This window comes from Flavobacterium cryophilum, from assembly GCF_048286555.1.
Lineage (GTDB): Bacteria > Bacteroidota > Bacteroidia > Flavobacteriales > Flavobacteriaceae > Flavobacterium.
Map to the genome: position 1 here is coordinate 869,240 of NZ_JBLVPZ010000001.1, position 13,039 is coordinate 882,278.

A 13,039-nucleotide genomic window follows, 5' to 3' on the forward strand; every position below is an offset into this window, starting at 1 on the left:
GGTCGAGTACCTTTGAGCTGTAGAAATAGATCTTTAGTTTAATATTTTAATAATAGAAAAAATGAAAACATTAATTATTGTACTGAGTGTATTCTTAGCAGTAAATTCAGTGGCATCAGCGCAAGAAGCTGTTAAATCTTCGCAAAAAGAAACCCAAAAAGAAATGTATACATGTCCCATGCACCCAAAAGAGATAAGTAGCAAAGAAGGAGATTGCAGTAAATGTGGAATGACATTAGTAAAAACACTAAAACACGACACCTCAGGTAAAGGGAAAAAAACAGAAGTTGTTACAAAATACGTTTGCAAAATGGATGGTACAACTGCTGACAAACCAGGGAACTGCTCTAAATGTGGAATGAAGATGACTTCTCAAGAAATTCAAAAGCTCACTTATTCTTGCCCGATGCACCCAAATGAAATGAGTGATAAATCAGGAAAATGTTTCAAATGCGGTATGCAAATGACTCCAAAAGAAAGTGACAAAAAAGAAGAAAATCATCAACACTAAAGTTTTTTTTAAATCGGTTCTATACTTTTTGTAGAACCGATTTTTTTTAATTCAACATTATGAAACATACGTATACAATCACTGGAATGTCTTGCGACGGTTGTCGTTCCAAAGTCGAAAAAACACTGAATGCTATTGATGGGATTCAAGCGACACTTACTTTGAATCCGCCAATAGCAACAATAATAATGGATAAACACATTCCCACTGCTCAATTACAAGAGGCTTTAACTGCCGCTGGAAAGTATACCATTGCAATGAACAATGGAGTTGATTCTCACGGAACGGCTGCAAAGCCAATCGAGAAATCTTGTTGCAGTTCGAATAAAAGTCATGAGAAACCACTTGAAATAGTATCCTCTAATGCGCACGGAAAATACTATTGTCCGATGCATTGCGAGGGCGAAAAAGTCTATGATAAACCGGGAGATTGTCCGGTTTGTGGAATGGATTTAGTTAAAGAAGCGGAATTGGCAAGTAGTAAAACAATGTATACTTGTCCCATGCATCCCGAAGTTGTCAAAGAAGGTCCGGGTTCTTGTCCCATCTGCGGAATGGATTTAGTGCCAATGGAACCCACCGATTCTGAAGAAAATAAGGTGTATAATGATTTGGTGCGCAAAATGAAAATAGCGGTAGTTTGTACTGTTCCCATTTTCATTATTGCGATGTCAGATATGATTCCGAATAATCCAATAATGAAAATTATGGATTTAGAAAAGTGGAATTGGGTACAACTAATTTTGTCGCTTCCAGTCGTTTTTTATGCGTGTTGGATGTTTTTTGAGCGTGCATGGAAATCCATTGTTACTTGGAATCTCAATATGTTTACGTTGATTGGGATTGGTTCTGGAGTCGCTTTCTTATTTAGTTTATTTGGATTATTTTTCCCGGCTATGTTCCCCGACGAATTCAAAACACCTAACGGAGCGGTTCATCTTTATTTTGAAGCAACAACGGTCATACTAACATTGGTTTTATTAGGTCAATTACTCGAGGCCAGAGCGCACAGCCAAACGAGTGGAGCCATAAAGGAATTGTTGAAATTAGCACCAACCGAAGCCACTTTAATTATTGATGGCGCGGATAAAGTAATCTCAATTCACGACATCAAAAAAGGGGATTTACTGCGTGTTAAACCGGGCGACAAAATTCCCGTGGATGGAAAAATAACCGATGGAGAAAGTACCATTGATGAATCGATGATTTCCGGAGAGCCTATTCCGGTTGATAAAAAAACAGATGATCCTGTTATAGCAGGAACCATAAACGGCAACAAATCCTTTGTGATGATTGCCGAAAAAGTAGGGACAGAAACTTTGCTGTCGCAAATCGTAAAGATGGTAAATGATGCGAGCCGTTCCAGAGCACCCATTCAAAAACTTGCGGATAGTATTGCTAAATATTTTGTGCCAATTGTAGTTGGGGTTTCCATAATAACCTTTTTTGTTTGGTCACAATTTGGTCCTGAACCCGCAATGGTTTTTGGATTTATTAACGCTATTGCGGTACTGATAATTGCTTGTCCTTGTGCTTTGGGATTGGCTACGCCAATGTCAGTGATGGTTGGAGTAGGGAAAGGGGCGCAATCAGGAGTTTTAATAAAAAATGCCGAAGCATTGGAAAACATGAATAAAGTTAATGTTCTTATTACCGATAAAACAGGAACAATTACCGAAGGAAAACCTTCTGTTGAAAAAGTATTTTCCTTGAATAATGACGAAAATGAACTATTGCAAAAGATCGCATCTTTGAATCAGTATAGTGAACATCCTTTGGCGCAAGCCGTGGTCAATTTTGCGAAAGCGAAAGAAGTCACTTTAATTGAAGTAAAGGATTTTGAAGCAATTTCAGGCAAAGGCGTGATTGGGACAGTGACTAATAAAAAAGTGGCGCTGGGAAATAAAAAACTGATGGAGCAAGTGAACGCCACGGTATCGGATGAATTAGAAATGAAGATCACAGCCGAACAGAAAATGGGAAAAACCGTCTCTTATATCGCCGTTGATGGAATTGCAGTGGGATTTGTATCAATAGCGGATGCCATAAAAGCGACAAGCAAAGATGCCATAAAAGAACTGATGCGTCAGGGAGTTGAAGTAATCATGCTAACAGGCGATAACGTAAACACGGCCCAGGCTGTGGCAACAGAACTGAATTTAACTTCATTTAAAGCGGGTTGTTTGCCAGAAGACAAGCTGAAAGAAATAAAACGATTACAATCCGAAGGAAAAATTGTAGCTATGGCAGGCGACGGAATCAACGATGCTCCAGCTTTGGCTCAAGCTGATGTCGGCATTGCCATGGGAACAGGAACTGATGTGGCAATAGAAAGTGCGAAAATAACGTTGGTGAAAGGTGATTTACAAGGAATAGTAAAAGCCAAAAACTTAAGTCACGCGGTGATGCGAAATATCAAACAAAACTTATTCTTTGCGTTTTTCTATAATGTGTTAGGAATTCCAATTGCCGCGGGTGTTTTGTATCCGTTTTTTGGAGTGTTGCTTTCGCCAATGATTGCTGCTTTGGCCATGAGTTTCAGTTCGGTTTCCGTAATTGTTAATGCGTTGCGATTGCGTGGTTTAAAACTTTAAACAAAAATATTTAAGAGTTTCTTTATAAATTAAAAAATATGAAAAGTACGATCCTATTAATTTTATTCCTGATGCTTATTCCTCCTTTTGCAAAAGCAGAAAATAAAAATGGAAATACGATTTCCAGAAAAGCATCCATTATTCAGGCTCAACCTGTAACGTATACTTGTGAAATGCACCCGGAAATTCATGCGAATAAACCCGGAAAATGTCCCAAATGCGGGATGGATTTAATCAAGGAAAAAGTTAAACCAGTAAAAAAAGCAGTTGCCAAAAAACAGTTGCCAAAAGCAATTGTTAAAAAGCAAATGCCGTTGCGAACCAGCTCCAATCAATCTAACGCAGCAAGTGAGGGTATGCATCAAAATCATACGGATGTTCCCGCAGATAACACTAAACTCAAAGAAGAACCCGTTAAAAGAACAGCGAAAAACGCACCTCCCAAAACGGTTCGGTATGATTTATATGTTCGCGACACAATTGTCACTTTTGGCGATACGCCTAAAAGAGCGATTGCCGTAAACGGACAAATTCCGATGCCGACACTTACTTTTACCGAAGGCGATATTGCCGAAATATATGTGCATAATGAGTTGGATGAAGAGACTTCGTTGCACTGGCACGGATTGTTTTTGCCTAATAAAGAAGATGGTGTGCCTAATTTGACCCAAATGCCAATTGAACCACACACGGTTCACAAATATACATTTCCGATAATTCAACACGGAACGCATTGGTATCACAGTCACACGGGTTTGCAGGAGCAAATTGGGATGTATGGTTCTTTTGTCATGAATAAAAGAAATGAAGACCCCACTTTTAAAACAGGAATTGATGATTTGCCAACGGTACCAATCATTTTGAGTGAATGGACGGATTTGAATCCAAAAAATGTCCATCGCATGCTTCACAACGCAACCGATTGGTTTGCGATTCAAAAAGGAACTACACAAAGTTATGCAGAAGCCATTAGAGCGGGACATTTTAAGACCAAAGTTGCCAACGAATGGAAACGAATGAATGCGATGGATGTAAGCGATGTTTATTACAATAAGTTTTTGATTAACGGTAAAAATGAAACTCAACTTTCGCAGTTCAAAGCGGGCGATAAAGTGAGATTGCGGATTGCCAATGGCGGCGCCTCGACCTATTTTTGGCTGACATATGCCGGTGGAAAAATTACCGTGGTGGCCAGTGATGGAAATGATGTGGAGCCAGTTGAAGTGGATCGTTTGATTGTTGCTGTATCTGAAACTTATGATGTTGTCGTGACTATACCTGCTGAAAAGACGGCTTTTGAATTTTTAGTCACTTCTGAAGATCGCACAAAATCTGCTTCGTTATATTTAGGGGATGGTGTGAAACAACTGATGTCGCCTTTGCCAAAATTAAAATATTTTGAAGGGATGAAAATGATGAACGGCATGATGAAAATGAATGGCGATTTAGATGATATGGGTATGAAAATGTCGCTGAACCAAATGGATATGAATGTAGTTATGTATCCTGAAATCACCGGGCCGATAGATTCTAAAGATGGAACGCAAAAAGAAGTTGAAATGGATCATTCCTCTCATGATATGGGAAAAATGAAAATGGAGGAAACTTCTCCAAAGATGGATAATATGAAAATGACGGAGGAGGATTATAATAGTAATGCATTATCTGATATTACTACCTTGAATTATGCCATGCTGAAATCACCCACTAAAACAACCTTGCCAAAAGACGCACCAGTAAAAGAATTGCGGTTTGAATTGTCTGGAAACATGAATCGCTACGTGTGGAGTTTGGACAATAAAGTGATTTCTGAAGCCGATAAAATACTAATTAAAAAAGGAGAGAATGTTCGAGTTGTACTTTTCAATGGTTCCATGATGCGCCACCCGATGCATTTACACGGACATGATTTTAGAGTCCTGAATGGTCAGGAAGAGTTTGCTCCCATGAAAAACATCATTGACATTATGCCCATGGAAACCGATACGATTGAGTTTAATGCAAATGTTAAAGGCGATTGGTTTTTTCATTGTCACATTCTCTATCACATGATGGCGGGAATGGGTCGTGTTTTTAGTTATGAAAATCAAGAGCCTAATCCTTTGATTCCAAATCCAAAATTAGCGCAACGCAAATTATTCGCTGATGACAGAGCCTTTCATGTGATGGCCGAAAATGATTTTGCCACCAATGGGAACGATGGAATGCTGATGATTCAAAATACACGTTGGAGTATTGGTACCGAATGGCGTTTGGGTTATACCGATCATCACGGTTATGAAACCGAAACACACATTGGACGATACATTGGTAAAATGCAATGGCTGATGCCGTTTATTGGTTTTGATTGGCGGTACAGAAAAATGGAAATGGGAGAAATGGAAGAGAATCTTTTTGGTCAAACTAATACCAAAGACAATCGCGCTGTTTTCAGTGCCGGAGTCGAATATACGTTGCCAATGCTCATCAAAGCACAAGCTGAAGTGTATACCGACGGAAATTTCAGGTTGCAATTTGAGCGCATGGATATTCCAGTTTCCAAAAGATTACGCATGAATTTAATGTGGAATACGGACAGAGAATATATGGCAGGTTTACGGTATATCTTCAAAAGGAATTTTGGAATTACAACGCATTACGACAGTGATATGGGAGTTGGTTTTGGTTTGAATGTGAATTATTAGATGTATTGAAAGCCTAAGCGATTTAATTCTAGTCGAATCGCAATTTGCGATTTAAAATTGTTGTAAAATATCGAGAGCATCGCTGTGTAAAATCTGCGCTGTGCGAAGTCTCCCGACTTTGTACCCATGTCTATAGGCCGTTAACACTTTACGTTTATTGTATTATTTGCTTATTATTGTGGGCGCAAAGTCAGAGACGTTTGCGCAGCATAAAAGATTTTTGAATGTACTTTACGAATTGATAATTATATAACAATCTTCATTAACTTATCTGTTATTTGACTGTTTATTTGAAAAAATTCGTCCATTTGAGGGTTTTTAAGGATTTGACGTGTTTCATGATCCTCATTACTTTCTATATAATTAAAATGATGCCCAATGTTGGTCAGATAAGTATATGATAGTATAGTTTTTAAATTTACTTTGTCTTCAGAAGGAATTTGTTCATGTTCAATTTTATGGATAAGCTGTTGTGTCATTATCAATAAATATTTAAGTTTTCGAATATGATAAATTTCTACCACTGCATCTTCTAATTTATCATATTTTACGATTATATACAGTCTTATAAAATTTGCGACGGCATCGCTTCCGTGATATATATTAATAATTTCTTCTCTTATACCATTCCTCGTACGTTTTGTTGTGTCGCGATAAGTAAATTCTTTTATTTCAATTTGAATGATCTCTAGTAGTTTTGTTAGATGATAAACAATTTTTTGTTGTTGTTCTCGTATTCTTTGTTCTTGTAGTTGAGATTGTACAATTTCATTTGCCTCAATTTGAGCTTTTAATGCATAGTACACTAGAATCGATCCTATTATGCTAGATATTGGAGCGGTAATTCCACCGATTGTGTCGCCGATTTCTCCCGTATCTGAAAAATCGATTATTCCGAAGACCCTAGTAAATATGAATGGTGAAATAATTATTAAGATTATCCCAATAATTAATGTGATGGCAATGAATTTTCTGTTTTTGTATTTCCTCATAAATCTTAAATGAATGTTTCGTTTATTTTATTAAATAATACCAGGACATTTGCGCAGCTTAAATGACAAATTTATTCTTTGAATTAACACTTTGCGGAGCTGGGTGTTACCAGACGTAGCTAATTCTCACCCGCTGATAACATTTTTATGCCTTCAAATTCAGATAAAAGCTTCTGATTATTAACTAAATTAGATTGTAATACTATTTGTTTTGGCATTACTTTCATTCCTATTAAATCATCTGTTCTCGTTTTAATCATATGTATATATTCTGTAGCTTCTTCTTTAGTAATAACACCGTCTTCTACTTTTTTCATAATTTCGGCTCTTATCGATAAACTTTCCAAAAGTGTGTTTGATTTCTGTGCTTGTTTATAGAACTTATAATTTGCTATAAAATCCCATACTTCTTTAAAAATGAGAAATAAAGATTTAGCAGTTTCAATTCCTGTCTTAACACCAATATTTGTATCACTCCCGCTATCCAATAAAACAATTTCAGATTTCTCTTCCTCATCTGATATTTTATTTATTATTTCAATAAGTTCATTTAATGCACTTAAAATCTTAATATACTTTTCGGTTTCCAAACCTTCGCCTTCAATAACAATTTGAAAAATTATAATTCCATTATCCATATCTTTATTTAAGTCCTCACTTAAATTTGTTGTGTCCAAAAGATTTTTAGAAAGTTGTAAAGTTTGAATTAATGTGTTGTGAAAATTAAATAATGAAATTGCATTTGAATAAGGAATAATATTATTAGCAGTTGTATTCTTTAGAATTACTGTTAGACTTGAAAGATTAGATTCCGCGTATACCTTCTCGGCTTCTAATGTTTCCAATATTAGCTTATAACGAAAATCGTATCTAATATTATCATAACTACTTTTTGATTGAAATAATATTGGTACAATGTTGTTATAATTATAGTCTACATTTGGACTTGCAAATCCCGATTTGTAGTGTTGAACAATTTCGACTGACTTAAGCTTAGATGTTAAATCTTCTAAATTTTTAATGAAATCAATTTTTTGCATAATATAATTGTTGAGTTTTTTCTATGTCTGCTAACTTGTACATAGGTCTCATAGCATCCGACTTATCCACCTTAAATTAGGCTGCTTTGTCTGACAAGCGTCAGTGTTTATCTATTTTCAAATATATAATAATTATCTTATAAATTATTATGAGACTTTATATTATTGAATACCTCTATTCGCGTGAAGGATGGCAGTGAAAATCCTTTTATGAAGCGAAGCGCAATAAAAGATTGCAACGTACAGCCTGACCCGTAGTTTTACGGAGGGACACGCCCAAATTATTTTTCTTTTCTGGCCTGTGATTTTTTCAAATAACCGCCTAAAATTCAAAATGGTAAAATACTTGTTTGGGTTGCAAAAATTTTATAATTTTGCAGTCCAATTTTATTATGTAAATTAAAGAAGAAGATGGATATCAAAAGAGTAGCAATAGACGCTGTGAATGAAACAATTGTAATGACTGTTGTTCACATGGATTACAAAGGACAAGTAGCAAAAAGAATAAACGAAAAAATGCCTTTGGCAACGGTTAAGGGATTTAGAAAAGGTGCGGTGCCTAAAGATCTTGTTGAAAAACAGTATGGTAAAGCGATCAAACAAGAAGAAATTCAAAAAGTGGTTGATTTAGCATTAGAGCGTTTCGTACAATCAGAAAGATTAAACCTTCTTGGAACACCACTTCCTAAAGTAGACGAGCATTTTACTTGGGATGCTGAAGAACTGGTTTTCGAATATGAAATTGGTTTGGTACCTGACTTCGAATTGGATTTAGAAGCTAAAAATGACATTGTAAAATATGTAGTTTCAGCGGATGATAAAATGATTGACGGTCAGGTAGAACGTATTCAAAAACAATTTGGGACTGCAATTCCTCAAGAGGTTGTTGCTGCAGATTCAGATGTAACGGGAACATTCACTAATGAAGAAAAAGGAATTAATAACGCGACCACTATTGCTGCTGATCTTTTCAAAGACAAAGCGACTTTTGATTTATTCATCGGTAAAAAAGTAGGAGATGTTGTGACTGTAAATACAAAAGATTTATTTGAAGACGTACATCAATTGATGGACGTGTTGAAAGTAAGTCATGATGAAGTTCACGAATTGGCGGTTGACGTAGCTTTCACAATCGAAGCGATAAACACTGCTGAATTAGCTGAATTGAACCAAGAATTGTTTGATAAACTTTTTGGAGCCGGAACTGTTTCTTCACTTGAAGAATTAAAAGCAAAAATTAAAGAAGATGCTGAGACTCAATTTGCACAACAAGCAGACCAAAAATTATTAGGGGATGTAACTGAGTTTTTAATCGAAAGTGCCAAATTCGATTTACCAGCTGAATTCTTGAAAAAATGGTTGCAAACTGTAGGAGAGAAAAAATTGTCTCCTGAGGAAGCTGAAGTGGAATATGTACGTTCTGAAAAAGGATTGCGTTTTCAATTGATCGAAGGTAGAGCAATGGCTCAATCGGACATCAAAATCACTTTTGAAGACTTGAAAACATTCACTACAAAAAACATCCGTCAACAAATGGCGCAATTCGGGCAAACAAATCCTACTGACGAAGAAGTTCAAGGAATTGTAGCTAGAGTTTTGTCAAACCAAGACGAAGTAAAAAGACTTTCAGACCAAGTTGTTGCTGAGAAGCTATTGGACTTATTCAAAGAAAAAGCAAATCCTACCACTAAAGAAGTAACGTACGAAGAATTTATTGCTGCGTCTTACGGAGAATAAATAGGAGTTTGTACTGTCATAAAGTCGAAAGTCAAAAGCTCCAAGAGCGTAAGTGATTATTAAAATTTTATGATTTTATTACAAATACTAAACAATAAAAAATAGTTATATTTGAGCGTCAGAAAAAATATTTTTTTGACGCTCTTTTGTTTCAATTAGTTGCGGGAGCCAATCCAGCTGTACGTTACAAGTTTTTTCTTCCGTTGCAGTTTTTTAAATTCCTGCAAGAGCTTCTTTCAGGCGCTTTGCAAGAATAAAAAAACTAAAAATCGGAATTCAAAAAGCTTTTTACTCCCATCTGGGCTTAAAATAAGACATAATGACATCATTTGGAAATAGGTATGACCTTTGCATTAAATCGAATCACAAGATATTACGAAAACTTAGAACAAAAAAATATGAACTACGGTAAAGAATTTAAAAAATTTGCTACAAAGGACCACGGCGTAAACTCGATGTATTACGATAAAATCGTAGGCGCAATGACTCCTAAAAACATGACTCCATATATCATCGAAGAACGTCAGTTGAATATTTCACAATTAGACGTTTTCTCCAGGCTGATGATGGACAGAATTATATTCCTTGGAACAGGAATTGATGACCAAATTGCAAACATCGTTCAAGCACAGTTATTGTTCCTTGAGAGCGCCGATGCTTCTAAAGATATTCAGATTTATTTGAATTCTCCTGGAGGAAGCGTTTACGCAGGATTAGGGATTTATGACACAATGCAATACATCAAACCAGATGTAGCAACTATTTGTACCGGAATGGCAGCTTCCATGGGAGCAGTGCTTCTATGTGCAGGTGCAGCAGGAAAACGTTCGGCATTACCACATTCAAGAGTAATGATTCACCAACCATCAGGTGGAGCGCAAGGAGTTGCAACGGATATGGAAATCAACTTACGCGAAATGTTGAAACTAAAAGATGAGTTGTACAAAATTATCTCGCAGCACTCCGGACAAACTTTCGATAAGGTTCACACGGATAGTGAACGTGATTATTGGATGATTGCCGAAGAAGCAAAAGCATACGGAATGATTGATGAAGTTTTAGTAAGAGGATAAATTATTAGTCGAAAGTCAAAAGTCGGAAAGTCAAAAGCATTGCTCAGACTTTACGACTTTTGACTTTATGACATTAGACTATAAATATGGCAAAAGTAATATTAGAATGTTCGTTTTGTGGAAGAAAGAAGCCAGAAACCCAATTATTAATTGCTGGTATAAATGCACATATTTGTGATAAATGTATTGAACAAGCACACGGAATTGTTTTAGAAGAATTAAAGTCCAGCGGAAGTTCAAAATTAGTTGGAGATTTGATTTTGAAGAAACCAAAAGAAATCAGAGCTTTCCTTGATCAGTACGTAATTGGACAGGACCAAACTAAAAAAGTAATGTCGGTTGCGGTTTACAATCACTACAAACGTTTGATGCAACAGCAATTAGACGATGAGGTTGAGATTGAAAAAAGTAACATCATCATGGTGGGACAAACAGGAACAGGAAAAACATTAGTGGCAAAAACCATTGCAAAAATGTTGGATGTGCCTTTAGCGATTGTTGATGCGACTGTACTTACTGAAGCAGGTTATGTGGGAGAAGATGTCGAAAGTATTTTGACGCGTCTTTTGCAAGCTGCTGATTATGATGTAGCCAAAGCCGAACGCGGAATTGTATTCATTGACGAAATAGATAAAATTGCACGTAAAAGTGACAATCCGTCTATTACACGTGACGTTTCAGGTGAAGGTGTGCAACAAGCATTATTGAAATTATTAGAAGGAACGGTTGTAAATGTACCACCAAAAGGAGGACGCAAGCACCCAGACCAAAAATTTGTGGAGGTAAATACACAGAATATTCTGTTTATTGCCGGTGGTGCTTTTGATGGAATCGAAAGAATTATTTCGAAACGATTGAACCGTCAAGCCGTGGGTTATTCTACGTCAAAAAATGTGGACAATATTGACAAAGATAATTTGTTGCAGTACATTATCCCAAAGGATATCAAAGATTTTGGATTGATTCCGGAGATTATTGGTCGTTTGCCCGTTTTGACACACATGGATCCTTTAGATAGAGAAACCTTGCGAGCCATTTTGACACAACCTAAAAATGCGTTAATCAAACAATACGAGAAATTGTTTTTAATGGATGATGTTGAATTCACTATTACCAATGCAGCACTGGATTTTATTGTGGATAAAGCGTTAGAATACAAATTAGGCGCTCGTGGATTGCGTTCTTTATGCGAAGCTATCTTAACCGATGCGATGTATGAATTGCCAAGTTCTGATGAAAAAATATTAGAAATTGACGTAGATTATGCTAAAGAAACGTTGAATAAAAATTTATTGAAACGTTTGGAGATTGCATCTTAACAATTGTTTTTTATAAAATAGTGGAAACCTGTTCGTTTATTTGAGCAGGTTTTTTTTTTATGAATTATTTTTCGTAGCGCTATCAAAATCAAAATTTTGATTAGAAAACAAATCGGATTTAAATAATTTGTAAATTTATAGTTGTAAATTTTACTGCAAATTAGAAAGCTGAGAATTTTAAATTCCCAATACAAAAAAATGATAAAAAAAGTTTGGCTTAATTTACCCGTTAAAAACATTGAGGTTTCGAAGAAATTTTTTCTTGAAATTGGTTTTTTATTTAATGAGCAGTACGGTACGCCTCATTCTACATGCCTGTTAGTAGGTGAAGTAAATTTTGTAGTAATGCTTTTTGAATCGGCGCAATTCGCGAGCTGTGTTCAAAATGTGGTTACGGATACTGCCAAAAGCTCTGAAATTTTAATTTCTATTGATGCAGAAAGTAGAGACGAAGTAGACAAATTTGCAAAAAAAGTAGAACAAGCCGGAGGAATTGTTTTCGCTAAACCAGCCGAAAATCAGGGTTGGATGTACGGCTGTGGTTTCACAGATTTAGACGGGCATCGCTGGAATATGTTGTATATGGATTTTAGTAAAGTGCCAAAGTAGGAGGTTTTAAGTTAATCGTAAAAAATACAAGATGATACCACTGGAATTTAAAATCGAGATCAATGCGCCAAAAGAAAAAGTTTGGGACGTTTTATGGAATGAAAAAACATACAAAGATTGGACATCCGTTTTTTGTGAAGGAACTTATGCCGTCAGCGATTGGCAAGAAGGCAATACAATTCATTTTCTATCTCCAAATGGAGACGGGATGAACAGCATTATTTACAGGAAAATTGATAATGAATATATTGCTTTTAAACATTTGAGTGAAATCAAAAACTTTCAGGAAATGCCTGTTGATGCTGCTGCTCAAGAATGGGCTGGCGCGATGGAAACCTATCTTTTGATGGAAATTAATGGTATGACTATTTTAGAAACGAAAATGGATTCCCTCGAAAAGCATGTTGATTATTTCAAAACCACATTTCCTAAAGCCCTAGATTTGGTAAAGAAACTTGCAGAAGAAAAATAAAATATTAA

10 protein-coding genes are annotated in these 13,039 nt (G+C 36.0%); 8 read left to right on the forward strand and 2 right to left on the reverse strand.

Going from position 1 to position 13,039, the window contains the following annotated elements:
• Positions 1 to 61: 61 nt before the first annotated feature.
• Genes ACNQGJ_RS03900 through ACNQGJ_RS03910 form a run of 3 tightly spaced genes read left to right on the forward strand, consistent with a single transcriptional unit; the run spans position 62 to position 5,789 of the window.
• Positions 62 to 511 carry a heavy metal-binding domain-containing protein gene (locus tag ACNQGJ_RS03900; protein WP_417969875.1) on the forward strand — a complete coding sequence of 150 codons (450 nt, stop codon included), beginning with the start codon at positions 62 to 64 and terminating at the stop codon, positions 509 to 511.
• Positions 512 to 570: 59 nt separating this feature from the next.
• Entirely contained in the window at positions 571 to 3,105 is a 2,535-nt protein-coding gene (locus ACNQGJ_RS03905; RefSeq protein ID WP_417969873.1) for a heavy metal translocating P-type ATPase, read from the forward strand.
• A 38-nt stretch (positions 3,106 to 3,143) separates the two neighbouring features.
• Positions 3,144 to 5,789: a multicopper oxidase domain-containing protein gene (locus ACNQGJ_RS03910; protein ID WP_417969871.1), complete on the forward strand. Its 2,646-nt coding sequence runs from the start codon at positions 3,144 to 3,146 to the stop codon at positions 5,787 to 5,789.
• Positions 5,790 to 6,034: 245 nt separating this feature from the next.
• Here the strand turns inward: ACNQGJ_RS03910 and ACNQGJ_RS03915 are convergent, their stop codons facing one another.
• Both ACNQGJ_RS03915 and ACNQGJ_RS03920 read right to left on the reverse strand, forming a co-directional pair.
• Positions 6,035 to 6,781 carry a hypothetical protein gene (locus ACNQGJ_RS03915; protein ID WP_417969869.1) on the reverse strand — a complete coding sequence of 249 codons (747 nt, stop codon included), beginning with the start codon at positions 6,779 to 6,781 and terminating at the stop codon, positions 6,035 to 6,037.
• Positions 6,782 to 6,900: 119 nt separating this feature from the next.
• The gene (locus tag ACNQGJ_RS03920) at positions 6,901 to 7,821 is read right to left on the reverse strand and encodes a hypothetical protein (RefSeq protein ID WP_417969867.1); all 921 of its coding nucleotides are present in this window, start codon (positions 7,819 to 7,821) and stop codon (positions 6,901 to 6,903) included.
• Positions 7,822 to 8,232: 411 nt separating this feature from the next.
• On the opposite strand from ACNQGJ_RS03920, the gene ACNQGJ_RS03925 reads away from it, so the two are divergent.
• From ACNQGJ_RS03925 to ACNQGJ_RS03945, 5 genes are all read left to right on the forward strand, one after another.
• The gene (locus ACNQGJ_RS03925; protein WP_417969865.1) at positions 8,233 to 9,558 is read left to right on the forward strand and encodes a trigger factor; all 1,326 of its coding nucleotides are present in this window, start codon (positions 8,233 to 8,235) and stop codon (positions 9,556 to 9,558) included.
• Between the two features lie 398 nt (positions 9,559 to 9,956).
• On the forward strand, positions 9,957 to 10,631 hold the full coding sequence (gene clpP, locus ACNQGJ_RS03930) for an ATP-dependent Clp endopeptidase proteolytic subunit ClpP (RefSeq protein WP_103998899.1): 675 nt from the start codon (positions 9,957 to 9,959) through the stop codon (positions 10,629 to 10,631).
• An 86-nt stretch (positions 10,632 to 10,717) separates the two neighbouring features.
• Positions 10,718 to 11,950 (forward strand): ATP-dependent Clp protease ATP-binding subunit ClpX, encoded by a 1,233-nt coding sequence (clpX, locus tag ACNQGJ_RS03935; RefSeq protein ID WP_417969863.1) that lies wholly within the window; start codon positions 10,718 to 10,720, stop codon positions 11,948 to 11,950.
• A 198-nt stretch (positions 11,951 to 12,148) separates the two neighbouring features.
• Entirely contained in the window at positions 12,149 to 12,559 is a 411-nt protein-coding gene (locus tag ACNQGJ_RS03940; RefSeq protein ID WP_417969861.1) for a VOC family protein, read from the forward strand.
• Positions 12,560 to 12,590: 31 nt separating this feature from the next.
• Complete coding sequence (locus ACNQGJ_RS03945; RefSeq protein ID WP_417969859.1) at positions 12,591 to 13,031, forward strand: SRPBCC family protein; 441 nt, start codon at positions 12,591 to 12,593, stop codon at positions 13,029 to 13,031.
• Positions 13,032 to 13,039: the final 8 nt, after the last annotated feature.

Coding starts and splice junctions, on each gene's coding strand:
- ACNQGJ_RS03900 (WP_417969875.1), top strand. CDS start 62: ATGAAAACATTAATTATTGTACTGAGTGTATTCTTAGCAGTAAATTCA.
- ACNQGJ_RS03905 (WP_417969873.1), top strand. CDS start 571: ATGAAACATACGTATACAATCACTGGAATGTCTTGCGACGGTTGTCGT.
- ACNQGJ_RS03910 (WP_417969871.1), top strand. CDS start 3,144: ATGAAAAGTACGATCCTATTAATTTTATTCCTGATGCTTATTCCTCCT.
- ACNQGJ_RS03915 (WP_417969869.1), bottom strand. CDS start 6,781: ATGAGGAAATACAAAAACAGAAAATTCATTGCCATCACATTAATTATT.
- ACNQGJ_RS03920 (WP_417969867.1), bottom strand. CDS start 7,821: ATGCAAAAAATTGATTTCATTAAAAATTTAGAAGATTTAACATCTAAG.
- ACNQGJ_RS03925 (WP_417969865.1), top strand. CDS start 8,233: ATGGATATCAAAAGAGTAGCAATAGACGCTGTGAATGAAACAATTGTA.
- clpP (WP_103998899.1), top strand. CDS start 9,957: ATGAACTACGGTAAAGAATTTAAAAAATTTGCTACAAAGGACCACGGC.
- clpX (WP_417969863.1), top strand. CDS start 10,718: ATGGCAAAAGTAATATTAGAATGTTCGTTTTGTGGAAGAAAGAAGCCA.
- ACNQGJ_RS03940 (WP_417969861.1), top strand. CDS start 12,149: ATGATAAAAAAAGTTTGGCTTAATTTACCCGTTAAAAACATTGAGGTT.
- ACNQGJ_RS03945 (WP_417969859.1), top strand. CDS start 12,591: ATGATACCACTGGAATTTAAAATCGAGATCAATGCGCCAAAAGAAAAA.